Origin of the sequence: Pseudomonas sp. NY5710 (assembly GCF_013305665.1) — a bacterium.
Lineage (GTDB): Bacteria > Pseudomonadota > Gammaproteobacteria > Pseudomonadales > Pseudomonadaceae > Aquipseudomonas > Aquipseudomonas juntendi.
Window position 1 is genome coordinate 316054 of sequence record NZ_CP045554.1, and the last position, 23739, is coordinate 339792.

The following is a 23739-nucleotide window of genomic DNA, read 5'->3' on the forward strand; positions in this document are numbered from 1 at the left end:
GCTTCACTCAAGCTCGCGCTCGAGAATTGCCCTCAGTTTTTCCCGGTTGGTCGCTTGCAGGCCCTTGCGAAGCGGTGCAAAACCTTCTGCATTGAAGCGTGCACCCAGATGGTGGAATATCAGGTTCAACTTTCGGGTGGGCTCGTCCGGGTCGGTAACGCAATAGATATAAAACAGGATCGCGACCGGAACCTGGTCCCCTTCATGGTCCATTTCGATACTTAGATGTGAAGAAGCGTTCATGACGGTGAATGTACGTGCCCCCGCCGACTGCAGAGCGTTCTGAATATTTTCTTCCAGGCTTTTGAACCAAGGCCCTTTGGCGCGCGGTGGCGGTAGAAAGCCGCTGTACACATCGCTTAGCGCAAGCAGGTGCGGCTCATACACGATGGTTTTATGTGTATGTTCATACAGGGTGAATTTCAATGATTTCAAGGTGGCGAGGGCAAGCGCGAACCATTGCCGAGGCTGGGTCTCCATCGAGTATCTTTCATTGGCCAATGCTTGTGAATGACGCAGGCATAGCTGCAAGTCTTCCCAGGTCTCGAGTGTCAGCCAGGGGGCAGGCTTTATTCTTAGCCGCTCCTCGAATATTCGGGTGTCCAGGCTTGTATCGCTCATGTGGCATTGTTCCTCGATGGCCGCACATGACCAGAACCGGGTACCAGCGCTTTCTGGTACCCGGCCTCGCTCATCAGCTAGTGAAAAAATCGCCGAGGTCTTTTTTGATTTTCTCGTTCACAAGTTCCCGCGCAGCGTCGAAGTGACGAACGCTGAAAGTGCCTTGTTGCGAAGCGCGATAGACGCGGGTGGAAGTTTTATCGACCTTGCGGGTCAGGGCGCCCTCACGCTCGATTTTCGAGTCGTAGCTGGCCTGGAAGCTGGTCATGTGCATGGCGGGCAGGCCTTGTGGCGTCATTTCGCACTGGGCTATCACGAAGGTGCTCGATTTGCCGGATTCGCTATGGCTGTGCTTTTCCAGGTGTGCCTTGACTTCCGGCTTCTGCACGACGGTTTGCAGAGCACGCTTGGCGCAAGCGGCGCGGCGAGGGTCCGCGGAAACGCTGATGGTGACCGACTTGGTGATCAGATCTGCCAGGGTCAGGTTGTCCTCGTCAATGGCGTCTTCGGCATGTGCAGCACCTGTCATGGTCCAGCCGAATTTGCTCAGGCCATCGTTGTAGAAGTTGTACCACTCGCGCTGCTGGGTTTCCTTGTTGAACTTCTTGTTGGCCAGTGCGGTCATCAAGCCCAGGCCGCACAGGATGTCTTGTGCAACGTCGGCAGGCACATTGTCAGCGAAAACGCAGAGGGCCTGGCCGGTAGCGGCAACGCGCTCCTGGCCCTCTTTGCGGATTTTTTCCATTTCAACTTTGATGTCAGCCACTTTGTAATTCCTTGATAGTTTTGAATTTCAAGACACACGTGGTGAGCACGTGGTCTGAGGGCACTATCGAGCAATGACGCAGGCGGCATCAGCGGCATGTGGTTCCTCGGGCGTTGGTCCTTCTCTTGTGCGTGCTGTTCAATCTTCAGGCGCTGGCTCGTCACCGTCTTGCGTGCCCAGGCTGCGCAGGTATTCCGCCCGCTCATCGCTGCGCTGTGCAATGCAGCTGTTCCAGGCGGTCTGGTAGGCCTTGCTGCCTGGCTGTTCAGCGTGGGTTTCGACCTTGCAGTCTGCATCACGCAGTTGACGCCAGAGTTGCTCGGCCGCTTCTATTCGCGACATCAGGCCGGCTTCGTCGCCGAACTGGTCACGCATGCGCGCGGCGAGTTCGTCGTAGGCCGACTGCAGCTCACGCTCGGCGACCTGCTTGTTGAATGCTGCGCAGGCAAAGGTTTGCTGGTCGGTTTCCACATTGTCGCAAGGTGTGCTTTCTTCCTCGCTGGCCTGGGCCCCGCTAACAACGGCCAGCAGCGCCAGCCATGCCATTGATTTCATCCTTTTCCCCCTCACCTGGCTGTCGAATCGCAGGGATTCTCGCTCAGCCTGCGCTCTGGTGGTAGCTACCTGACCAAATGTTCATGAAGTGGCCGGAAATGCCGTTGTCGAGACTGTCTCGCATCGCCAGCCCGCGCGCCAGATGCCCTGTTGTCGCGCATTGACGCTTTCGGCAAACCCCCTGTCGTTTTTGCATCGGGGCGCCTTTGGGCACAGGCATATGCTGGCCCCAAAGCGCCGGCACAAGGTTTGGCGCCAACCCATTCGATAAAAGGGGACAGCCTGATGAGCCCAGCCGAACTTCACGCCGACAGTATCGTCATTGACGGCCTGATCATTGCCAAGTGGAACCGCGAGCTGTTCGAGGACATGCGTAAAGGCGGGCTCACTGCGGCCAACTGCACGGTATCGGTGTGGGAAGGGTTCAAGGCAACCGTCGACCAGATCGCCGCCAGCCAGAAGCTGATCCGCGACAACAGCGACCTGGTAATGCCGGTGCGCACTACCGCCGACATCCGCAAGGCCAAGGAACTGGGCAAGACCGGCATTCTCTTCGGCTTCCAGAACGCCCACGCCTTCGAAGACCAGATCGCCTACGTGGACGTGTTCAAGCAGCTGGGCGTTGGCATCGTGCAGATGTGCTACAACACCCAGAACCTGGTGGGCACCGGTTGCTACGAGCGCGACGGCGGCCTGTCGGGCTTTGGTCGCGAGATCGTAGCCGAAATGAACCGCGTCGGCATCATGTGCGACCTGTCCCACGTCGGCTCCAAAACGTCCGAAGAAGTCATCCTCGAATCGAAAAAGCCGGTGTGCTACTCGCACTGCCTGCCATCGGGCCTCAAGGAGCACCCGCGCAACAAGTCCGACGCCGAGCTCAAGTTCATCGCCGACCACGGCGGCTTCGTGGGCGTGACCATGTTCGCCCCGTTCTTGGCCAAGGGTATCGATTCGACCATCGACGACTACGCCGAAGCCATCGAGTACACCATGAACATCGTGGGTGAAGACGCTATCGGCATCGGTACCGACTTTACCCAAGGCCACGGCCAGGACTTCTTCGAGTACCTGACCCACGACAAGGGTTACGCCCGCCGCCTGACCAACTTCGGCAAGATCATCAACCCGCTGGGTATCCGTACCGTGGGTGAATTCCCCAACCTCACCGAAACCTTGCTCAAGCGCGGCCACTCCGAGCGCGTGGTGCGCAAGATCATGGGCGAGAACTGGGTCAACGTCCTCAAGGACGTGTGGGGCGAATAAGCCGCTCTCCAAGCCTGAATGCCCCTGCCAGCAACGCCGGGGCACCCAAACAAAAATTTTTATGGAGTTGAGTTTCCATGGCCAAGATCGCCCCGCAATTGCCAATCGAAGTCGACAGCGAGACCGGTGTCTGGACCAGCGACGCCCTGCCGATGCTGTACGTGCCGCGCCATTTCTTCGTCAACAACCACATGGGTATCGAAGAGGTACTGGGCGCCGACAAGTACGCCGAGATTCTCTACAAGGCCGGCTACAAGTCCGCCTGGCACTGGTGTGAAAAAGAAGCCGAATGCCATGGCCTGGAAGGCGTGGCGGTGTTCGAGCATTACATGAAGCGCCTGAGCCAGCGTGGCTGGGGCCTGTTCGAGATCCAGGACATCGACCTGGATAAGGGCACCTGCAGCGTCAAGCTCAAGCACTCTGCGTTCGTGTACGTCTATGGCAAGTGCGGCCGCAAGGTCGACTACATGTTCACCGGCTGGTTCGCCGGCGCCATGGACCAGATTCTCGCTGCCCGCGGCAGCGCTATCCGCACTGTGGCCGAACAGGTCTATGGCGGGTCGGAAGAAGGCCACGAAGATGGCCTGTTCGTTACGAAGCCGTTGTAAGCCGGAGATAGCGTCATGGCATTCGAAGCAATGTTCCAGCCGATCCAGATCGGCAAACTGACCATCCGCAACCGCGTGCTCAGCACCGCGCACGCCGAGGTCTACGCCACTGACGGCGGCATGACGACCGACCGCTATGTGAAGTATTACGAAGAAAAGGCCAAGGGCGGTATCGGCCTGGCGATCTGCGGCGGTTCGTCGGTGGTGGCCATCGACAGCCCCCAGGAATGGTGGGCATCGGTCAACCTTTCCACCGACCGCATCATCCCGCACTTCCAGAACCTGGCCGACGCCATGCACAAGCATGGGGCCAAGATCATGATCCAGATTACCCACATGGGCCGCCGCTCGCGTTGGGACGGCTTCAACTGGCCGACCCTGATGTCGCCTTCGGGTATTCGCGAACCGGTGCACCGCGCCACCTGCAAGACCATCGAGGTGGAAGAGATCTGGCGGGTGATCGGTAACTACGCCCAGGCCGCGCGTCGCGCCAAAGAGGGCGGCCTGGACGGTGTCGAGCTGTCGGCAGTGCACCAGCACATGATCGACCAGTTCTGGAGCCCGCGGGTCAACAAGCGTACCGACGAATGGGGCGGCACGTTCGAGGGCCGCATGAAGTTCGGCCTGGAAGTGCTTAAGGCTGTGCGCGCCGAAGTCGGTGACGATTTCTGCGTGGGCATGCGTATCTGTGGCGACGAGTTCCACCCCGACGGCCTCAGCCACGAAGACATGAAGCAGATCGCGGCCTACTACGACGCGACCGGCATGCTGGACTTCATCGGTGTGGTCGGCTCGGGTTGCGACACCCACAACACCCTGGCCAACGTCATCCCGAACATGAGCTACCCGCCAGAGCCGTTCCTGCACCTGGCGGCCGGTATCAAGGAAGTGGTCAAGGTCCCCGTGCTGCACGCACAGAACATCAAGGACCCGAACCAGGCCACGCGCATTCTCGAAGGCGGCTACGTGGACATGGTCGGCATGACCCGTGCGCACATGGCCGACCCGCACCTGATCGCCAAGATCAAGATGGGCCAGATCGACCAGATCAAGCAGTGCGTCGGTGCCAACTACTGCATCGACCGCCAGTACCAGGGCCTGGATGTGCTGTGCATCCAGAACGCCGCCACCTCCCGTGAATACATGGGCGTGCCGCACATCATCGAGAAGACCACTGGCGTGAAGCGCAAGGTGGTGGTGGTAGGTGCCGGCCCGGCGGGCATGGAAGCGGCCCGCGTGGCCGCCGAGCGTGGCCACGATGTGACCCTGTTCGAGAAGAAGGACCAGATCGGCGGGCAGATCACCATCGCCGCCAAGGCACCGCAACGTGACCAGATTGCCGGTATTACCCGCTGGTACCAGCTGGAGCTGGCGCGCCTGAAGGTTGACTTGCGCCTGGGCACCGCCGCCGACGTGGCGACGATCCAGGACCTGCGCCCGGACGTGATCGTGCTGGCGGTAGGTGGCCACTCGTTCCTTGAGCAGAACGAACACTGGGGCGCCGCCGAAGGGCTGGTGGTCAGCAGCTGGGACGTACTCGACGGCAAGGTTGCGCCGGGCAAGAACGTGCTGGTGTACGACACCATCTGCGAGTTCACCGGCATGTCGGTGGCCGACTTCATCGCCGACAAGGGCAGCCAGGTCGAGATCGTCACCGACGACATCAAGCCGGGCGTCGCCATGGGTGGTACTACCTTCCCGACCTACTACCGCAGCATGTACCCGAAAGAAGTGATCATGACCGGCGATATGATGCTGGAAAAGGTCTACCGCGAAGGCGACAAGCTGGTGGCGGTGCTGGAGAACGAGTACACCGGCGCCAAGGAAGAGCGCGTGGTTGACCAGGTGGTGGTGGAAAACGGCGTGCGCCCTGACGAGCAGCTGTATTACGCGCTGAAGGAAGGTTCGCGCAACAAAGGCCAGATCGACGTGGAGGCGCTGTTCGCCATCAAGCCACAGCCGATCCTCAGCCAGCCGGGCGAAGGCTACCTGCTGTACCGCATCGGTGACTGCGTGGCCCAGCGCAACGTGCATGCGGCGATCTACGACGCCTTGCGCCTGTGCAAGGACTTCTGATCGTTAATAGTCGCCGCCATCGGGCGCGATCCCTGTAGGAGCGGGTTTACCCGCGAATGCGTCAGCACTGACAACACCGTTGCCTGACCGGACGCATTCGCGGGTGAACCCGCTCCTACATGGGGCCAGTCTCGCCCTCAGGTCGGCGCAAGAATCCAGCTGTTGTGGGAGCCTCCCATGTTGAACACCCTGTTACCCATCCTGCTGTTCGCTGCCCTTGGCCTGGCAGTGCTCGGCGCCTTGCGCCGGGTGCGTATGTGGCGACGTGGCCGGGCCTCCAAGGTCGACCTGATCGGCGGCCTGCTGGCCATGCCGCGCCGCTACCTGGTGGACCTGCACCATGTGGTCGAGCGCGACAAGTACATGTCCAAGACCCACGTGGCCACCGCAGGCGGCTTCGTGCTGTCGGCCGTGCTGGCGATCCTGGTGCACGGCTTTGGCTTGCAGAGCAAGATCCTTGGTTACGCGCTGCTGGTCGCCACGGTGATCATGTTCAGCGGTGCCATCTTTGTCTTCAAGCGCCGCCTCAACCCGCCTTCGCGCCTGTCCAAGGGCCCGTGGATGCGCCTGCCCAAGAGCCTGCTGGCGTTTGCCGTGAGTTTCTTCATCGCCACCCTGCCGGTTGCTGGCATCCTGCCGGCCAACACCGGTGGCTGGGTGATGGTCGGCATCCTTGGCCTGGGCGTGCTGTGGGGCGTGTCCGAGCTGTTCTTCGGCATGACCTGGGGCGGCCCGATGAAGCACGCCTTCGCCGGTGCCCTGCACCTGGCCTGGCACCGCCGCGCTGAACGCTTTGGCGGTGGCCGCTCCACCGGCCTCAAGCCACTGGACCTGGAAGACCCCAACGCGCCGCTGGGCGTGGAAAAACCGGTGGACTTCACCTGGAACCAGTTGCTTGGCTTCGATGCCTGCGTACAGTGCGGCAAGTGCGAAGCGATGTGCCCGGCCTTTGCCGCTGGCCAGCCGTTGAACCCAAAAAAACTCATCCAGGACATGGTCATCGGCCTGGCCGGTGGCACCGACGCCCAGTTCGCCGGCAGCCCGTACCCTGGCAAGCCGATTGGCGAGCACGGCGGCAGCCCGCACCAGCCGATCGTCAATGGCCTGGTCGACGCTGAAACGCTGTGGTCGTGCACCACCTGCCGTGCCTGTGTCGAAGAGTGCCCAATGATGATCGAGCACGTCGATGCCATCGTCGACATGCGCCGCCACCTCACCCTGGAAAAGGGTGCCACGCCGAACAAGGGCGCCGAGGTGCTGGACAACCTGATCGCCACCGACAACCCTGGCGGTTTCGCGCCTGGCGGGCGTATGAACTGGGCCGCCGACCTCAACCTGCAACTGCTGTCGGAGGTGAAAACCACCGAGGTGCTGTTCTGGGTGGGCGATGGCGCATTCGACATGCGCAACCAGCGCACCTTGCGCTCGTTCGTCAAAGTGCTGAAGGCCTCGGGTGTCGACTTTGCCGTACTTGGCCTGGAAGAACGCGACAGCGGCGACGTGGCGCGCCGCCTGGGCGACGAAGCGACCTTCCAGCAACTGGCCAAGCGCAATATCCAGACCCTGGCCAAGTACAAGTTCCAGCGTATCGTCACCTGCGACCCGCACAGCTTCCATGTGTTGAAGAACGAATACGGTGCATTGGGCGGCGACTACCAGGTGCAGCACCACAGCACCTACATTGCCGAGCTGATCGCGGCCAACAAGCTGAACCTGGGCCAGCACAAGGGTGGCAGTGTCACCTACCACGACCCGTGCTACTTGGGCCGTTACAACGGCGAGTACGAAGCCCCGCGTGCGGTGCTCAAGGCGCTGGGTATCGAAGTGCGCGAAATGGAGCGCTCGGGCTTCCGTTCGCGGTGCTGTGGCGGTGGCGGCGGTGCGCCGATCACCGACATCCCCGGCAAGCAGCGTATTCCGGACATGCGCATGGACGACATCCGCGAAACCAAGGCTGAGTTGGTAGCCGTGGGTTGCCCACAGTGCACCGCCATGCTCGAAGGCGTGGTCGAACCGCGCCCACAGATCAAGGACCTGGCCGAGCTGGTGGCTGATGTGTTGATCGAAGAAGACGCGCCTGCCGCCGCAAAGCCGCAAGCGGCCAAACGTGAACCTGCGGAGGTGCACTGATGAGCGACATTGTCCGCCGCGACCCACGCGCCGAGTGGATCGCCCGTAACCGTCTGCATCCGCTGCATGCTGCGATGCAGACGCAACAGACCAGCTGGATGGGCCCCAACGGCATCATCCGCAAGAACCCACATGCGCTCGCCGCAGGCTTTGTGGGCCCGGCCGGCCTCAAGCGTATCGACCGCAGTGGCGCCCAGCAGGGCACGGCTGTGGGCGGCCGACGCACCGCGGCGGCCGAGGTCAAGTTGCCGCTGCACCAAGTGCCTGAGCCGGTGTTCTACATTGCCGTAGTGCCAGACATGGTCGGCGGTCGCCTGAGCAGCCACGACCGCGACTTGCTCGGATTGGCCCATAGCCTGGCCGGCAGCGACGGCGCCGTGCTGGCAGTGGTGTTTGGCGAACACAAGGAAAGCAACTTTTCCACAGCCGGTGTCGATCGCCTGCTGGTGCTCGAAGGCGAGGAATTTGCAGGTTATGCGCCGGAGCAGCTGGTGCAGGGCCTGCGCGCTGTGGATAACCAGTTCAATCCGCGCCACTGGCTGCTGCCCGACAGCCGCAGCGGTGGCGGCGAGCTGGGCCGGCGCCTGGGTGCGTCCCTGGGCGAGCGCCCGGCGACGCGGGTCTGGCAGGTCAAGGACGGCCAGTGCATTGGCCGTGCCGGTGCCGGCCAGCAAGACCTGCAACGCGCCGTGCCACGGCTGATCCTGGCGGCGGCGGAGTGTGCCGAGCCGGTCAGCGAAACCCGCCATGAAGCGTTGCCGGTGGAGTTGTCCACAGGCATCGCGCGCAGCCTGTCGCGCATCGAAGACCTTGGCTCGGTGGCTGTAGACCCGGCCACCATCGCCATGGCCGAAGCCGAATTCATCGTGTCGGGCGGCAACGGCGTCAAGGACTGGGACCTGTACCACAAAGCCACTGCGGCCCTCGGCGCGACCGAAGGCGCCTCGCGAGTGGCGGTGGACGATGGCTTCATGCCGCGTAACCGTCAGGTGGGTGCCACCGGTACCTGGGTCACTGCACGGGTTTACGTGGCTGTGGGTATCTCGGGCGCGATCCAGCACCTGCAGGGCATCGGTGCCTGCGACAAGGTGGTGGCGATCAACATGGACCCGGGCTGCGACATGATCAAACGGGCTGACCTGTCGGTAATTGGCGACAGCTCGGCGATTCTCAAGGCGTTGATCGAAGCTGTGGACAACTACCGCAGCGGCGGCCAGCGCGACGCGGCATAAGGGCACGAGCATGAGTACGAAAGTGATCAGCCTGGTTTCCATCGGTGCCCACCCCAGCTCCGGCCGCGCCCGCCGCGCCGAGCAGGATGCCCGCGCCGTGGAGCTGGGTTTGCAGCTGGCTGGGGATAACTTGCAGGTGGTGCATGCTGGCGATCCTCGTGAAGAAGCGCTGCGCGCCTACCTGGGCATGGGCCTTGAGCATCTGGACGTGCTGGAGCAGCCGGCCGGTGCCGATGTGCTGGGCGTGCTGGGGGATTACCTGCGCGATGCCGGGGCGCAACTGGTACTGACCGGCAGCCAGGCAGAGACGGGCGAGGGGTCGGGCATGTTGCCGTTCCTGCTGGCCGAAAAGCTGGGTTGGCCGTTGATTGTAGGGCTGGCCGAGGTGGAGTCGATCGACAACGGCACCGCCCAGGTCCTGCAGGCTCTGCCACGTGGCCAGCGGCGTCGCTTGAAGGTGCGCCTGCCGCTGCTGGCGACTGTGGATAACGCCGCACCCAAGCCACGCCAGAGTGCCTTTGGCCCGGCACGCCGGGGCGTATTGGCGGCGCGTAACGTGGCCATCGTCGAAGACGAACTGCTGGCCGAGGCAGAGCTGCAACCGGCCCGGCCACGGCCCAAGCGGTTGAAGGTGATCAAGGCCAAGAGCGGTGCCGACCGCATGAAGGCAGCGACGGCCAAGGCCAGTGGTGGCGGTGGCAAGGTGTTGAAGGACGTTTCTCCTCAGGAAGGCGCCGAAGCCATCCTCAAGCTGCTGGTGGAAGAGGGCGTGCTGCGTTAAGGCTTCACGCGATCCCTTGTAGGAGCGGCCTTGCGTCGCGATGGGCTGCGCAGCAGGCCCGGCAATCTTGAGTCATGCTCGAAATCCAGGGGCTGCTGCGCAGCCCATCGCGACACAAGGCCGCTCCTACAACGGGCGGGGTGGCCGGTAGCCCTGCGGGGCCGGGCCGGTATCATCGATCGATGTAGGAGCGGGTTCACCCGCGAATACGGTGGTGCCGGCAATGCACAATGCCTGACAGAAACTGGCCCGCAGGCCTGGCCCTTTCGCGGGTGAACCCGCTCCTACAATGAATCGCGCAGGCTTTTCAAATTTTTAGAAAGACAGTTGCTCCTACATCGACCGCATTTTCTTGAAGTCATGCACGATAACTGTGGCCACTTTCCAATTTGTCGGGCATAGCTGTGAATAAGTCTTTTCCTGAGTGACATCAGCTAGCGGCCAGCATCCAGCGACCTCGTGGAATCGTGCAAAACCAGCAGAAAGATCAGATACACTTGGTTCTGCCCACGGAATCTGTTTGCCAAGATGTGGATAAAGTGTTGGCGTATGGCTGCAGGCCAGAGCTGGCAAGGCCTGCGTCGACTTGGTCAAAAAATGTTCAGTTACACCTGTTCAAGGCTGACGCTACGGCTACCTGCCTGCTTCAGATTTACCCACAATAGCTGTTAGCCGGTCTGTGGATAATCTGTTTGGTAGAGGCTGAGAGCCTTGTAAATCAAGGCCTATACTAAATAGTTCAAAAAATGTTCAATCCGGCCTGAATCCATCCTCATCAATGGAAATCAAGGGCTTGAGTAGTTATCCACAAGCAAATTGCCGAGCATTGGCCTGTTACTCACAAACCCTGTTGGTGTCTCTGTGGGCAAGCTGTAGGAAATCGCTGTAGCCGAACAAATCTGCGGCTTTGCATGGACCGATCAAATTATGACCAGCGTGTACCTGATATTTTTGTCAGTACCCAACCATATTCCATGCCGCTAGGGTAATCGAGTCCATACGAGGAGTTGTGGATAACCATGGTGCGAAACTACTCACCTTACGGCGTTGTGGGAGCTCTTCCTCCAACAACCTTGGCTTTTTGCGGCCAGCGCCGTGATCCGCTGTCAGGGAATTACTCGTTGGGGAATGGTTATCGCCATTACAGCCCTACTTTAATGCGATTTCTCAGCCCTGACAGCCTTAGCCCCTTTGCTCATGGAGGCATCAATGCTTACGCATACTGTGGAGGTGACCCTGTTAATCGAACTGATGAGTCGGGGCGGTTCTGGATCCAGTTGTTAACGCAGGTGGCTTTTGGCACAAGTGCGGTAGCAGGTATCGGCAACATGGTAGTTTCGCGAATGAGAGCCAGGATAAACAACGTTTCGCTTCCGGCTGGCGTTGTCGAACCACCCCTGCCTCAACTCCATCCTCGCGTAGTCGCGTTTGCTAACGTCGCTGATGCTTACGCTTACATGACTTCGGTGGTTCTGCGTGGACCGCAAATTGGCAGTACCGTCAATCCTGCGGCTGTGCTGAACATTCAGCCGGCACTCGACAGGGCTGACCTGGGGCGCGCAGTGGCAGGGTCCCTGGGTTACGCAGCCTTGCCCATGAATGCCATGCATGAGTGGCGTCGTGCGGGTGTGCGAGGCATGCCCCGAGCGCCACTAATCGGCGGTGCCTTGCTGGATGCATACGGCTTAAGCTATGCGTGGCAAGGGGTGCGGCATGTCACCAGGGCAGCGGGTTCCGCCGTATCAGGTGCCATAAGGGGGCTTGTCCGCAGGATAAGGGGGCTTCGCAGGCCAGTTGACGTTGAGGCCGATATCGAAGACACACGGCTATAAGCTGTTGGAGATCCCCGCCGCAGCACTTGGGTGCCTTGGCGGGGATTACCTTTACTGCGCCTGTACCTCCTTCAGATACGGCGCCGGCTCCGCTCCCAGGTTGTTCAACACCCGCTGGCTGTACCAGTCGATGAAGTTGACCACGCCAAACTCGTAAGTCTTCGAGTACGGCCCTGGCTGGTACGCGGTGGAGTTGATCCCGCGCTGGTTCTCTTCGGCCAGTCGACGGTCCTGGTCGTTGGTGGCGTCCCACACCTTGCGCATGTTTTCCGGGTTGTAGTCCACACCTTCCACAGCGTCCTTGTGCACCAGCCACTTGGTGGTGACCATGGTTTCCTGGGCACTGATCGGCCATACGGTGAACACGATCATGTGGTCGCCCATGCAGTGGTTCCACGAGTGCGGCAGGTGCAGGATGCGCATCGAGCCCAGGTCCGGGTTCTTGATGCGCCCCATCAGTTTCTGGCAGGCCTGCTTGCCGTCCATGGTCATCGACACGGTGCCCTTGAGCAGCGGCATGCGCACGATACGGTTACGCAGGCCATGGCTCTTGTGCAGGTAAGGGATCTTCTCGGCTTCCCAGGCGGCGGCAGAGGCGGCCACGTGGTCCTTGAATTCCTGGCTGGCGCGCGGGTCGTTGGTGTCGTCCCATTCCAGCAGGGTTTGCAGCAGCTCCGGGTGCGAACCGTTGCAGTGGTAGCACTCGCGGTTGTTTTCCAGTACCAGCTTCCAGTTGGCCTTTTCCATCAAGGTGGTCTGCACCGCCACCTTGGTGTTTTCCATGTCGTACGGTTCCATGTAGTGGTCCAGGGTGGCCAGGAACTCGTCGATGGCTGGCGGGTTCTGCGCCAGGCTGATGAAGATGTAGCCGCCTGCGACCTTCACGTTCACGGGCTTGAGGCCATACTGGTTCATGTCGAAGTCGGCACCCATCTCGGTGCCGGCGAACAGCAGGCGGCCGTCCAGCTCGTAGGTCCACTGGTGGTATGGGCACACCAGCTTGGCCACCTTGCCTTTTTCGCTGACGCACAGGCGTGAGCCGCGGTGGCGGCAGACGTTGTGGAAGGCATGCACCTTGCCTTCGGCACCGCGCACCACGATGATCGGGTTCTTGCCGATCTGCAGGGTGATGTAGTTGCCCTTGGCCGGGATCTCGCAGGTCATGCCGGCAATCAACCATTCCTTATGGAAGATTTCCTGCATGTCGATCTGGAACAGACGCTCGTCGGTGTAGAACGGCTGGGGCAGCGAGTAGGTGCGCTCGCGGGTCTGCAGCATCTCGGCGGTAGCCTTGCGTGCAGGTTCAAGTGGATCGCCCAGGCTCAGGGTTGCGGTGACGTCCATCGTGTATTCCTCGGGGCCGAGTGCGGCCGGCAAAAGGTGGCTAATCGTTGTGGTGGTGCCGCAAGGCTGTCGTTGAAAAAACAGCATGTTGTTTTGCCGTGGAGTGTGCGTCCGAAGACGTCGTGAACCGTATCCATGGGCGACATGGCCGAATTGAATAACGACGCGCCAGCCCTTGTGCCACGGGCCTGGTCGCGATAAGCACGTCGATGTCGCAGGCAGGAATGTGCGTCGTGTTCAGCTTGCGCATTATCGCAGCCATAAAAAGGGCCATAGTCGGCCGCTGGAGATGAACATGTCCGATACCTTCCTCAATCCGGTCACTACCCAGACCTGGGCCAATGGCCGCCACATCGTGCGCTGCGTCAAGGTCATCCAGGAGACCTGGGACGTGCGCACCTTCTGCTTCATGGCCGACCAGCCAATCATGTTCTTCTTCAAGCCAGGGCAGTTCGTCACCCTGGAGCTGGAGATCGAAGGCAAGCCGGTGATGCGTTCCTATACCATCTCCAGTTCGCCGTCGGTGCCGTACAGCTTCTCGATCACCGTCAAGCGCGTGCCGGGCGGGCTGGTCTCGAACTTCCTGCACGACACCATGCACGAAGGCCTCGAGGTGCCGGTGCACGGCCCTGTGGGCCTGTTCAATGCCATCGACTTCCCTTCGGGCAAGGTGCTGTACCTGTCGGGCGGGGTGGGCATTACCCCGGTGATGTCGATGGCGCGCTGGTTCTACGACACCAACGCCAATGTCGACATGGTGTTCGTGCACAGCGCCCGCTCACCGAAGGACATCATCTACCACCGCGAGCTGGAGCAGATGGCTTCGCGCATCCCCAACTTCAGCCTGCACATCATTTGCGAAAAGCATGGCCTGGGTGAGCCGTGGGCGGGTTACCGCGGTTACCTGAACCAGCGGCTGATGGAGCTGATCGCGCCGGACTACATGGAGCGCGTGGTGTTCTGCTGCGGCCCGACGCCGTACATGAACGCGGTCAAGCGCCTGCTCGAAGCGGTCGGCTTCGACATGGCCAATTACCACGAGGAATCGTTCGGCGCCACGCCGCCGGAGGCCAAGGCCGACGCAGTGGAACACGCCGAGCAGGCGGCCGATGCCCCAGAGGTGGACGCCTCCGACCTCAACCTGGTGGAGTTCATCGGCAGCGAGAAGAGCATTCGCATTGCCCCAGGCGAGACCGTGCATGCCGCTGCGGCCAAGGTTGGCCTGATGATCCCGAAAGCCTGCGGCATGGGCATTTGCGGTACGTGCAAGGTGCTCAAGCTGGGTGGCGAAGTGGAAATGGAGCACAACGGCGGCATCACCGAAGAGGACGAAGCCGAGGGCTACATCCTGTCGTGCTGCAGCGTGCCGAAAGGGGATGTGCGGATCGATTACTGATCCGCAATTGGGGGGCTGCTGCGCAGCCCATCGCGACACAAGGTTGCGGTCGCTTGTAGGAGCGGCCTTGTGTCGCGATGGGCCGCAAAGCGGCCCCGCTGTTTCAAGTACGGAACCGGGCTACAAGGCCATTGAGATCCACGGCCAGGCGCGACAGTTCAGCACTCGCTGCACTGGTCTGATGCGCCCCGGTCGCACTCTGCACCGACAGGTCATTGATATTCACCAGGTTGCGGTCCACCTCCCGCGCCACCTGTGCCTGTTCTTCGGCGGCGCTGGCGATCACCAGGTTACGCTCGTTGATCTGCGCCACCGCCCCGGCAATGGTGTCCAGCGCCAGGCCGGCCCCGCGCGCGATGTTGAGCGTTGATTCAGCCCGCTCGGTGCTGGTACGCATCGACTCCACAGCCTGTTCCGTACCCCCTTGAATGCTGCCTATCATGCGTTCGATCTCACTGGTCGACTGCTGGGTACGGTGCGCCAGTGCCCGCACTTCGTCCGCCACCACGGCAAAGCCACGGCCCGCTTCACCGGCACGCGCCGCTTCGATGGCCGCGTTGAGTGCCAGCAGGTTGGTCTGGTCGGCCAGGCCACGGATCACGTCCAGCACCTTGCCGATATCTCGTGACTGCTCGGCCAGGTGGGTGACCAGCTTGGCAGTACCTTGCACATCGCCGCTCATGCGCTCGATGGCAGCCACGGTTTCCAGCACCAGGTCTCGGCCGTCGCCGGTCGAGCGGCTGGCTTCACTGGACGCCTCGGAAGTGCTCACCGCGTTGCGCGCCACTTCTTCCACGGCGCTGGTCATTTCGGTAACGGCGGTGGCGGCTTGCTGGATTTCGTTGTTCTGCTGTTGCAGGCCACGGGCGCTTTCATCGGTGACCGTGTTCAGCTCCTCGGCTGCCGAGGCCAGCTGGGTGGCGGAGCCGGCGATCTGTTGCAAGGTGTCGCGCAGCTTGTCCTGCATGCGGGCCATGGCGCGCAACAGGCGGGCGGCCTCGTCGGTACCTTCGGCGCGTACGGTGTGGGTCAGGTCACCGTCGGCAATTTGCTCGGCGCTCTTGAGCGCCTCTTCGATCGGCTTGACGATACTGCGGGTCAGCAGGAAGGCACAGACGAAGGTCAGTACGCTGGCGCCGATCAACAGGCCAATGACCAGCGCGAAGGCCGTGCCGTATTGCTCGGCGGCCTTCTCGTTGGTGGCGCGAGTCTGCTCGGTGTTGATGCGTAGCAGGGTATCCATCACCTTGTTCATCTGCTCGGAGTTGGCCATCAGGTCGCGGTTCAGCATGTCGCTCAGTTCATCGAGGCGGTTCTCCTGGCTGAGGGTGCGCATGCGCGACTCAAGTTGGCGGTACTGGCTGAGCAACTGGCCGAACTGGTCGAAGGCTGCCTGTTCGTCGTCGGCGCGGATCATGGGCACGTAGGCCTCGCGGGCGCGGTCCATCTGGGCATTGCGCTGGTCGAGCAGGTTCAGGGTATCGCGCTGGGTCTGGGCATCGCGGTTGACCAGCAGGCGGTACGAGAGCGTGCGCATGCGCAGGTTCAGCCCGGTCAGCTCGTCCAGAATCTTGATGCTCGGTACGTTGACCTGCTCGATGACTTCGCCTGCCTGGCGGATGTTGCCCATTTGTACCAGCGAAAAGGTGCCGAGCCCGAGCATCAACAGGCCAATCAAGGCGAAGCCAAGTAGCGCGCGCGGGGCGATATTCATGTTGCGTAGAGACATGGCAGAAGGGATCCAGGCAAGAAAGGGCAGGGGCTTGAGGTGCGACGAAATGGGACTTGCCGGGCTATCGGTCGTGACTGCCGAGTCTTGAGTGGGGCCGCAAAAAATTATGAGGGCGCTAACCATTTCCTGACCGGCGGTTGACCCAGGTCGGAACAAGGGAGTGGTTCCTCTGTCAATCTGCGGGTCAGCAACCTTGTGAATCCGATATTTAATGGCGATGGGCGGCAGTTTTCTTTATCGTGTGCGCCCCTCGCAACAACCTGAGATAGACCCATGCTGGAAGCTTCCCTGAATCAAATCGAGCAACTGGTCAGCGACCTGATGCAGAAGAACGCTCAACTTGCCGAGCAGAACACCGCCCTTGGCCAGGAACTGGCCCAGGCCAAGGAAGAAAACGAAACCCTGCAGCTGTCGCTGATGGAGCAGGAAGAAAAGAACGGCGCCACCGCCGCACGCATCCAGGCTCTGGTTGAGCGCGCCAGTGCGGGCGTTGTCGGCGCATGAGACTGCAAGAGCAGCCGATCAATGTCGTGTCGATTCTCGGCATCGACTATTCGATCAAAGCGCCTGAAGGCCAGGAAGAAACCTTGGCCCAGGCGGTACGGATGCTCAACACTGCCCTTAACGAAACCAAGCGCCAGTACCCGACGTTGATCGGTGACAAGCTGCTGGTACTGGCTGCCCTCAACCTTTGCTCCAGGCAGGTCGAGTTGCAGAAAGAGCACCAGCAAACCCTGGCGCGCACCCAGGCGCAGATCGACGCGACCGTGGATGCGATCGTTCGCACAATCGCAGAGTCCTGATCAATCGTTTGGACGCTACGCCCGCCTTTCGCGACACAAGGCCGCACCTACAGGGTTAACCCGACCCCTGCAGGAGCGGCCTTGTGTCGCGATGGGCTGCAAAGCAGCCCCAGGTTCCAGTGTATTGTTCCCAATGACTGGATTAACTGAATACTCAAGTGTATACACTTCTCGCAAAACAATAATGTTGCGGGGGGTAGGGCATGGGTTTCTGGCGCAAGAGCATCCAGTGGCAATTGATAACCAGCATGGGTGGTGCCTTGCTGGCGAGCATCCTGGTGGTGGTCATCATCTTCACCGTGGCACTCAATCGCCTCACCGAGCGTTACCTGGTAGATACCGCCCTGCCGGCCAGCATCGAGGCCATCCGCAACGAAATCGAACACATGCTGGGCCAGCCGCTGGTGGCAGCGGCAGACATTGCCGGCAATACCCTGCTGCGCGACTGGCTTGCCGCCGGTGAAGACCCCGCCCAGGTCCCGCAGTTTCTCGAATACCTCACGGCAGCCAAGCAGCGCAACCGGGCGTTCACCACCCTGTTCGTGGCGACCGAAACCGGCCATTACTACAACGAAAATGGCCTGGACCGAACCCTCGACCGCAGCAACCCCAAGGACAGCTGGTTCTACGGCTACGTCGACAGCGGTGCCGAGCGGTTCATCAACATCGATGTCGACGGCTCCACGGGCGAGCTGGCGCTGTTCATCGACTACCGCGTGGAAAAGAACGGCCAATTGGTCGGCGTGGCCGGCATGGGCCTGCAAATGACCGAGCTGTCGAAACTGATCCACGACTTCAGTTTCGGCGAGCATGGCAAGGTATTTCTGGTGCGCAACGATGGCCTTGTCCAGGTGCACCCTGAAGCAGCGTTCAGCGGCAAGCGCCAGCTCGCCGAACAGCTTGGCACCCAGGCCGCTAAGGCGGTAATGAGCGGCGGCGCCAGCCTGCGCAGCGGCCGCTTCGAACGTGACGGCGAACAATACCTGGCGTTTGGCTTGCCTTTGCGTGACCTGAACTGGACCTTGGTCGCCGAAGTGCCGGAAGCGGAAATCTACGCCCCCATGCAACAGGCGGTATGGCTGACCAGCCTGATTGGTGGCGCCGTAGCCCTGGTTTCGTTGCTGCTGGTGGTGTTGCTGGCACGCGGCCTGGTGCGGCCGCTGCGGCGCGTCACTGCTGCGCTGGTGCAGATTGGCAGCGGTGCGGGCGACCTCAGCCAGCGCCTGGATGACTCACGCCCGGATGAACTGGGCGACCTGGCCCGTGGCTTCAACCGCTTCCAGGGCAGCCAGCGCGACCTGATCGGCGAGGTACTGAATACTTCCGAGCGCCTGCACCGGGCCGTGGAGCAGGTGACGCAGGTAGTGGACAACACCGCCGAGCGCTCTGGGCGCCAGCAAGACATGACCGCAATGGTCGCCACCGCCGTGCACGAGATGGGCCTGACGGTGCAGGACATTGCGCGCAACGCCGGTCAGGCAGCTCAAGCGTCGCAGGCGGCACGGGATGAGGCATTGCAGGCGCGCGAGGTGGTGCAGCGGTCGGTGCGGGGCATCGAGGGCATGTCGGGCGACATTGGCAAGGCCGCCGATGCGGTCAGCCAGTTGGCTGATGAAGTGGCCTCGATCGATGAAGTATTGGCGGTAATCCGCAGTATTTCCGAGCAGACCAACCTGTTGGCGCTGAATGCTGCCATCGAAGCCGCGCGGGCAGGGGACATGGGCCGCGGGTTTGCCGTGGTCGCCGATGAAGTACGGACGCTGGCCCGGCGCACGCAGTTGTCCACTGATGAAGTGCAGCAGATGATCCAGCGTCTCAAGCAAGGGGCAGGTTCTGCGGTGACTTCGATGCAGGCAGGGCAACAGGCGACGGGCACCGGGGTGGAAGCGAGCCAGCGTACAGGGGCGTCGCTGGGTGCGATTACTGATCAGGTGGAGCACATCAGCGACATGAACCACCAGGTGGCTACGGCGACTGAAGAGCAGTCGGCGGTGACCGAGGAAATCAACCGCACGGTGCAGGGGATTTCCGATCTGGCGCGGGAGACGGCGGCTGAGGTGCAAGGGTGCCGGGAGGAATGTCAGGCGTTGCGTGGCTTGGCTGATGACCTGGCGCGGCAGATGGGTGGGTTCAAACTTTAGATTGGTGTTGGCTTCTTCGCGGGCTTGCCCGCTCCCACAGGTACTGCACAGCGCTTGAACGCGGCGGTAATCCTGTGGGAGCGGGCATGCCCGCGAATGCAATCTGTCAGGCGGTGATCATGCTGCGGATATCCGCCGCCAGCCCTTGCCCCGCAGTGCTTCGATGGCGTGCTCCGGCATCTGCAGGAACACCCCGTTGGCCTCCACCGGGAACATCAGCTCGACCCCCGGCAAATCACTCGCCAACGATGCCAGCAGCTGCGCGCAACGGTTGGCATGGTTACCATGGCGCAGCCAGGCGCCACCTTCCAGCAGCCCCACCCACGGCGCCGACAGGAAGCGCTTTTTCGACGCCAACTGCCCCGCCTGCTTGCAGCGGTAGCCGAAGTCCTCGGCCAGCTGGCGGTTGAAGAACAGCATCGCCTCGCCCACCGCCATACCGTTCTTGGTGCCGCCAAAGCACAGCACGTCGGCGCCGGCCTTCCAGGTCAGCTCCTTTAGATTGGTGTTGGCTTCATCGCGGGCTTGCCCGCGAATGCAATCTGTCAGGCGGTGATTATGCTGCGGATATCCGCCGCCAGCTCACGCACCCGCTCTTGCTCGGTATCCCACGAACACATGAACCGCGCCCCACCGCTACCAATGAAGGTATAGAACCGCCAGCCCTTGCCCCGCAGTGCTTCAATGGCGTGCTCCGGCATTTGCAGGAATACCCCGTTGGCCTCCACCGGGAACATCAGTTCCACCCCCGGTACGTCTTTGACCAGCGTGGCCAGCAACTGCGCGCACTGGTTGGCGTGGCTGCCGTGGCGCAGCCAGGCGCCACCTTCCAGCAGCCCCACCCACGGCGCCGACAGGAAGCGCATTTTCGACGCCAGCTGCCCCGCCTGCTTGCAGCGGTAGCCGAAGTCCTCGGCCAGCTGGCGGTTGAAGAACAGGATCGCCTCGCCCACCGCCATACCGTTCTTGGTGCCGCCAAAGCACAGCACGTCGACGCCGGCCTTCCAGGTCAGCTCCGCCGGGCTGCAGCCCAGGAACGCGCAGGCATTGGTGAAGCGCGCGCCGTCCATGTGCAGGTTAAGGCCCAGTTCCTTGCAGGTGGCGCTGATGGCCTTGAGTTCGTCGGGGCGGTAGACAGTGCCGACCTCGGTGGCCTGGGTGATGGTGACCACGCGGGGCTTGGGGTAATGAATGTCCTGGCGCTTGAGCGCCACTTCGCGGATGGACGCCGGCGTCAGCTTGCCGTGCACGCTGGCTGCGGTCAGCAGCTTGGAACCGTTGGAAAAGAACTCGGGTGCGCCGCATTCGTCGGTTTCGACGTGGGCGGTCTCGGAGCAGATCACGCTGTGGTAGCTCTGGCACAACGAGGCCAGGGCCAGGGAGTTGGCAGCAGTGCCATTAAAGGCGAAAAACACTTCGCAATCGGTTTCGAACAGCTTGCGGAAGTACTCGGCCGCGCGCTCGGTCCATTGGTCGTCGCCATAGGCGCGGTCGTGGCCGTGGTTGGCCTTCTCCATCGCCGCCCAGGCTTCGGGGCAGATGCCGGAATAGTTGTCGCTGGCGAATTGTTGGCTCTTGTCTGTCATGACACTACTGTCCTGTGAACGACGCAGATCAGCACTCTAAACCATCGATTCGGCGGTTGCCTATACAAGCTGTGCAACAGTCGGTTGCTGGGTTGTCTGTGCTGGCCGCTTCGCGGGCAAGCCCGCGCCCACAGGGTTACCTCAAACCCTCAGAACACCGCCAACCTGTGGCAGCGGGCATGCCCGCGAACAGGCCGGCAGCAACGGCAAAAAAACGAATGTCGTAAACGCGCCATTGCAAGGCGTGCGCAGGCATCTGACCTCCCCCGCCCAGTCATAACATCGCCACAAAGGGCCGCAGTGCCCCACGACAAAAAACGATCGCTGCCGGGAGATACACGATGTTCAGCAAGCAAGACCAGATCCAGGGTTACGATGATGCACTGCTGGCGGCGATGAATGCCGAAGAGCAGCGCCAGGAAGACCACATCGAGCTGATCGCCTCGGAAAACTACACCTCCAAGCGCGTGATGCAGGCCCAAGGCAGCGGCCTGACCAACAAATACGCCGAAGGCTACCCAGGCAAGCGCTACTACGGCGGCTGCGAGCACGTCGACAAGGTAGAGGCCCTGGCCATCGAGCGCGCCAAGCAACTGTTCGGCGCCGACTACGCCAACGTCCAGCCGCACTCCGGCTCGTCGGCCAACGGCGCTGTCTACCTGGCCCTGCTGCAGGCCGGTGACACCATCCTCGGCATGAGCCTGGCCCACGGCGGCCACCTGACCCACGGCGCCAAAGTGTCGTCCTCGGGCAAACTGTACAACGCTGTGCAATACGGCATCGACACCAACACTGGCCTGATCGACTACGACGAAGTCGAGCGCCTGGCCGTCGAGCACAAGCCGAAAATGATCGTTGCCGGTTTCTCGGCCTACTCCAAGACCCTGGACTTCCCGCGCTTCCGCGCCATCGCCGACAAAGTGGGTGCACTGCTGTTCGTCGACATGGCCCACGTGGCAGGCCTGGTCGCCGCTGGCCTGTACCCGAACCCGATCCCGTTCGCCGATGTGGTCACCACCACCACCCACAAGACCCTGCGTGGCCCGCGTGGTGGCCTGATCCTGGCCAAGGCCAACGAAGAGATCGAGAAGAAGCTCAACGCCGCGGTCTTCCCGGGCGCCCAGGGCGGCCCGCTGATGCACGTGATCGCCGCCAAGGCCGTGTGCTTCAAGGAAGCCCTGGAACCTGGCTTCAAGGCCTACCAGCAACAAGTGATCGAAAACGCCCAGGCCATGGCCCAGGTGTTCATCGACCGCGGCTATGACGTGGTGTCCGGCGGTACCGACAACCACCTGTTCCTGGTCAGCCTGATTCGTCAGGGCCTCACCGGCAAGGATGCCGACGCAGCCCTGGGCCGCGCGCACATTACCGTCAACAAGAACGCCGTGCCGAACGACCCGCAGTCTCCGTTCGTTACCTCGGGCCTGCGCATCGGCACCCCGGCCGTCACCACCCGCGGCTTCAAGGTCGCCCAGTGCGTGGCCCTGGCCGGCTGGATCTGCGACATCCTCGACAACCTCGGTGACGCAGACGTGGAAGCCGATGTGGCGAAGAACGTCGCGGCACTGTGCGCTGATTTCCCTGTTTACCGCTGAGTGGAGTAAACGACAATGCAACGCTATTCGGGCTTCGGCCTTTTCAAGCACTCCCTCAGCCACCACGAGAACTGGCAGCGCATGTGGCGCACGCCGACCCCTAAAAAGGTCTACGACGTGGTTATCGTTGGTGGTGGCGGCCATGGCCTGGCCACGGCCTACTACCTGGCCAAGGAGCACGGCATCACCAACGTGGCCGTGATCGAAAAAGGCTACCTGGGCGGTGGCAACACTGCCCGTAACACCACCATCGTGCGCTCCAACTACCTGTGGGACGAGTCGGCCCACCTGTACGAGCACGCCATGAAGCTGTGGGAGGGCCTGTCCCAGGACCTCAACTACAATGTCATGTTCTCCCAGCGCGGCGTGTACAACCTGTGCCACACCCTGCAGGACATGCGTGACTCCGAGCGTCGCGTGTCGGCCAACCGCCTGAACGGCGTGGATGGCGAGCTGCTGAACACCGCCCAGGTCGCGGCCGAAATCCCGTACCTGGACTGCTCGAAGAACACCCGCTACCCGATCCTTGGCGCCACCGTGCAGCGCCGCGGCGGCGTGGCCCGTCACGACGCCGTGGCCTGGGGCTATGCCCGTGCCGCCGACGCCCTGGGTGTGGACCTGATCCAGCAAACCGAGGTGATCGGTTTCCGCAAGGAAAACGGTGCCGTCATCGGTGTGGAAACCAACAAGGGCTTCATCGGCGCCAAGCGCGTCGGCGTGGTCACCGCCGGTAACTCGGGGCACATGGCCAAGCTGGCCGGCTTCCGCCTGCCGCTGGAATCGCACCCGCTGCAAGCCCTGGTATCCGAGCCGATCAAGCCAATCATCGACAGCGTGATCATGTCCAACGCCGTACACGGCTACATCAGCCAGTCCGACAAGGGCGACCTGGTGATCGGTGCCGGTATCGACAGCTGGGTCGGTTACGGCCAGCGCGGTTCGTACCCGGTGATCGAGCACACCCTGCAAGCCATCGTCGAAATGTTCCCCAACCTGTCGCGCGTTCGCATGAACCGCCAATGGGGCGGCATCGTCGATACCTCGCCGGACGCCTGCCCGATCATCACCAAAACCCCGGTCAAGAACATGTTCTTCAACTGCGGTTGGGGTACTGGCGGCTTCAAGGCGACCCCGGGTTCGGGCAACGTCTTTGCCGCGAGCCTGGCCAAGGGCGAAATGCACCCACTGGCTGCGCCGTTCTCCATGGACCGCTTCTACAATGGCGCACTGATCGACGAACACGGCGCCGCCGCCGTCGCGCACTAACCGGAGACACCG

19 protein-coding genes and 2 pseudogenes are annotated in these 23739 nt (G+C 61.9%); 14 read left to right on the forward strand and 7 right to left on the reverse strand.

The window, feature by feature from the left end; translation table 11 throughout:
• Nucleotides 1-3: 3 nt before the first annotated feature.
• From GEV39_RS01405 to GEV39_RS01415, 3 genes are all read right to left on the reverse strand, one after another.
• The gene (locus tag GEV39_RS01405; protein WP_173887325.1) at nt 4-621 is read right to left on the reverse strand and encodes a hypothetical protein; all 618 of its coding nucleotides are present in this window, start codon (nt 619-621) and stop codon (nt 4-6) included.
• A gap of 73 nt (nt 622-694) precedes the next feature.
• Nucleotides 695-1387: a hypothetical protein gene (locus GEV39_RS01410; RefSeq protein ID WP_173887327.1), complete on the reverse strand. Its 693-nt coding sequence runs from the start codon at nt 1385-1387 to the stop codon at nt 695-697.
• A 138-nt stretch (nt 1388-1525) separates the two neighbouring features.
• Nucleotides 1526-1942 carry a lysozyme inhibitor LprI family protein gene (locus GEV39_RS01415; RefSeq protein ID WP_173887329.1) on the reverse strand — a complete coding sequence of 139 codons (417 nt, stop codon included), beginning with the start codon at nt 1940-1942 and terminating at the stop codon, nt 1526-1528.
• Between the two features lie 285 nt (nt 1943-2227).
• Here GEV39_RS01415 and GEV39_RS01420 point away from each other — a divergent pair, with 285 nt between their 5' ends.
• The 7 genes from GEV39_RS01420 (at nt 2228) to GEV39_RS26435 (ending at nt 11864) form a co-directional block, all read left to right on the forward strand.
• Nucleotides 2228-3205: a dipeptidase gene (locus tag GEV39_RS01420; RefSeq protein WP_009682902.1), complete on the forward strand. Its 978-nt coding sequence runs from the start codon at nt 2228-2230 to the stop codon at nt 3203-3205.
• Nucleotides 3206-3282: 77 nt separating this feature from the next.
• A complete protein-coding gene (locus GEV39_RS01425) occupies nt 3283-3813 on the forward strand; it encodes a DUF5943 domain-containing protein (protein ID WP_029886397.1) in 531 nt (176 codons plus the stop codon).
• Nucleotides 3814-3828: 15 nt separating this feature from the next.
• The gene (gene dgcA, locus GEV39_RS01430; protein ID WP_019096852.1) at nt 3829-5889 is read left to right on the forward strand and encodes a dimethylglycine demethylation protein DgcA; all 2061 of its coding nucleotides are present in this window, start codon (nt 3829-3831) and stop codon (nt 5887-5889) included.
• A 177-nt stretch (nt 5890-6066) separates the two neighbouring features.
• Nucleotides 6067-8019: a dimethylglycine demethylation protein DgcB gene (dgcB, locus tag GEV39_RS01435; RefSeq protein ID WP_009682905.1), complete on the forward strand. Its 1953-nt coding sequence runs from the start codon at nt 6067-6069 to the stop codon at nt 8017-8019.
• Nucleotides 8019-9251 carry an electron transfer flavoprotein subunit alpha gene (etfA, locus tag GEV39_RS01440; protein ID WP_173887330.1) on the forward strand — a complete coding sequence of 411 codons (1233 nt, stop codon included), beginning with the start codon at nt 8019-8021 and terminating at the stop codon, nt 9249-9251. The genes dgcB and etfA overlap by 1 nt, the downstream gene beginning before the upstream one ends.
• Nucleotides 9252-9261: 10 nt before the next feature.
• Entirely contained in the window at nt 9262-10032 is a 771-nt protein-coding gene (gene etfB / locus GEV39_RS01445) for an electron transfer flavoprotein subunit beta (protein ID WP_054912227.1), read from the forward strand.
• Between the two features lie 1019 nt (nt 10033-11051).
• On the forward strand, nt 11052-11864 hold the full coding sequence (locus GEV39_RS26435; RefSeq protein ID WP_173887332.1) for an RHS repeat-associated core domain-containing protein: 813 nt from the start codon (nt 11052-11054) through the stop codon (nt 11862-11864).
• A 51-nt stretch (nt 11865-11915) separates the two neighbouring features.
• Here the strand turns inward: GEV39_RS26435 and gbca are convergent, their stop codons facing one another.
• Entirely contained in the window at nt 11916-13208 is a 1293-nt protein-coding gene (gene gbca / locus GEV39_RS01455) for a glycine betaine monooxygenase oxygenase subunit (RefSeq protein WP_009682910.1), read from the reverse strand.
• A 295-nt stretch (nt 13209-13503) separates the two neighbouring features.
• Here gbca and gbcB point away from each other — a divergent pair, with 295 nt between their 5' ends.
• Complete coding sequence (gene gbcB, locus GEV39_RS01460; RefSeq protein WP_173887334.1) at nt 13504-14604, forward strand: glycine betaine monooxygenase reductase subunit; 1101 nt, start codon at nt 13504-13506, stop codon at nt 14602-14604.
• Nucleotides 14605-14707: 103 nt separating this feature from the next.
• Here gbcB and GEV39_RS01465 read toward each other — a convergent pair whose 3' ends face one another.
• On the reverse strand, nt 14708-16333 hold the full coding sequence (locus GEV39_RS01465) for a methyl-accepting chemotaxis protein (RefSeq protein WP_173887336.1): 1626 nt from the start codon (nt 16331-16333) through the stop codon (nt 14708-14710).
• Between the two features lie 276 nt (nt 16334-16609).
• Between GEV39_RS01465 and GEV39_RS01470 the strand changes: the two genes are divergently transcribed.
• The 4 genes and pseudogenes from GEV39_RS01470 to GEV39_RS26445 all read left to right on the forward strand — a co-directional run bounded on the left by GEV39_RS01470 (nt 16610) and on the right by GEV39_RS26445 (nt 19280).
• On the forward strand, nt 16610-16840 hold the full coding sequence (locus tag GEV39_RS01470) for a hypothetical protein (RefSeq protein WP_009683367.1): 231 nt from the start codon (nt 16610-16612) through the stop codon (nt 16838-16840).
• Complete coding sequence (locus GEV39_RS01475) at nt 16837-17139, forward strand: cell division protein ZapA (protein WP_029886391.1); 303 nt, start codon at nt 16837-16839, stop codon at nt 17137-17139. Before GEV39_RS01470 ends, GEV39_RS01475 begins: the two co-directional genes overlap by 4 nt.
• Nucleotides 17140-17387: 248 nt before the next feature.
• A pseudogene (locus GEV39_RS26440) lies at nt 17388-18416 on the forward strand (HAMP domain-containing protein); the annotation flags it as partial.
• 135 nt (nt 18417-18551) lie between these two features.
• Nucleotides 18552-19280, forward strand: a complete 729-nt coding sequence (locus GEV39_RS26445) for a methyl-accepting chemotaxis protein (RefSeq protein WP_392484450.1) — start codon at nt 18552-18554, stop codon at nt 19278-19280.
• Between the two features lie 135 nt (nt 19281-19415).
• On the opposite strand, the pseudogene GEV39_RS01485 reads toward GEV39_RS26445, so the two are convergent.
• Together GEV39_RS01485 and GEV39_RS01490 are read right to left on the reverse strand one after the other, a co-directional pair.
• A pseudogene (locus tag GEV39_RS01485) lies at nt 19416-19829 on the reverse strand (beta-eliminating lyase-related protein); the annotation flags it as partial.
• Entirely contained in the window at nt 19826-20866 is a 1041-nt protein-coding gene (locus tag GEV39_RS01490) for a threonine aldolase family protein (protein WP_173887340.1), read from the reverse strand. The gene GEV39_RS01490 and the pseudogene GEV39_RS01485, both read right to left, overlap by 4 nt.
• A gap of 341 nt (nt 20867-21207) precedes the next feature.
• On the opposite strand from GEV39_RS01490, the gene GEV39_RS01495 reads away from it, so the two are divergent.
• Nucleotides 21208-22461, forward strand: coding sequence for a serine hydroxymethyltransferase (locus GEV39_RS01495; protein WP_085626188.1), 1254 nt, complete (start codon nt 21208-21210; stop codon nt 22459-22461).
• A gap of 15 nt (nt 22462-22476) precedes the next feature.
• A complete protein-coding gene (locus GEV39_RS01500; protein WP_173887341.1) occupies nt 22477-23727 on the forward strand; it encodes a sarcosine oxidase subunit beta family protein in 1251 nt (416 codons plus the stop codon).
• The last annotated feature ends 12 nt before the right edge of the window (nt 23728-23739 follow it).

Coding starts and splice junctions, on each gene's coding strand:
- GEV39_RS01500 (WP_173887341.1), top strand. CDS start 22,477: ATGCAACGCTATTCGGGCTTCGGCCTTTTCAAGCACTCCCTCAGCCAC.
- etfB (WP_054912227.1), top strand. CDS start 9,262: ATGAGTACGAAAGTGATCAGCCTGGTTTCCATCGGTGCCCACCCCAGC.
- gbcB (WP_173887334.1), top strand. CDS start 13,504: ATGTCCGATACCTTCCTCAATCCGGTCACTACCCAGACCTGGGCCAAT.
- GEV39_RS01465 (WP_173887336.1), bottom strand. CDS start 16,333: ATGTCTCTACGCAACATGAATATCGCCCCGCGCGCGCTACTTGGCTTC.
- gbca (WP_009682910.1), bottom strand. CDS start 13,208: ATGGACGTCACCGCAACCCTGAGCCTGGGCGATCCACTTGAACCTGCA.
- dgcB (WP_009682905.1), top strand. CDS start 6,067: ATGTTGAACACCCTGTTACCCATCCTGCTGTTCGCTGCCCTTGGCCTG.
- GEV39_RS01490 (WP_173887340.1), bottom strand. CDS start 20,866: ATGACAGACAAGAGCCAACAATTCGCCAGCGACAACTATTCCGGCATC.
- GEV39_RS01405 (WP_173887325.1), bottom strand. CDS start 621: ATGAGCGATACAAGCCTGGACACCCGAATATTCGAGGAGCGGCTAAGA.
- GEV39_RS26445 (WP_392484450.1), top strand. CDS start 18,552: ATGGTCGCCACCGCCGTGCACGAGATGGGCCTGACGGTGCAGGACATT.
- GEV39_RS01420 (WP_009682902.1), top strand. CDS start 2,228: ATGAGCCCAGCCGAACTTCACGCCGACAGTATCGTCATTGACGGCCTG.
- etfA (WP_173887330.1), top strand. CDS start 8,019: ATGAGCGACATTGTCCGCCGCGACCCACGCGCCGAGTGGATCGCCCGT.
- GEV39_RS01475 (WP_029886391.1), top strand. CDS start 16,837: ATGAGACTGCAAGAGCAGCCGATCAATGTCGTGTCGATTCTCGGCATC.
- dgcA (WP_019096852.1), top strand. CDS start 3,829: ATGGCATTCGAAGCAATGTTCCAGCCGATCCAGATCGGCAAACTGACC.
- GEV39_RS26435 (WP_173887332.1), top strand. CDS start 11,052: ATGGTGCGAAACTACTCACCTTACGGCGTTGTGGGAGCTCTTCCTCCA.
- GEV39_RS01470 (WP_009683367.1), top strand. CDS start 16,610: ATGCTGGAAGCTTCCCTGAATCAAATCGAGCAACTGGTCAGCGACCTG.
- GEV39_RS01425 (WP_029886397.1), top strand. CDS start 3,283: ATGGCCAAGATCGCCCCGCAATTGCCAATCGAAGTCGACAGCGAGACC.
- GEV39_RS01495 (WP_085626188.1), top strand. CDS start 21,208: ATGTTCAGCAAGCAAGACCAGATCCAGGGTTACGATGATGCACTGCTG.
- GEV39_RS01415 (WP_173887329.1), bottom strand. CDS start 1,942: ATGAAATCAATGGCATGGCTGGCGCTGCTGGCCGTTGTTAGCGGGGCC.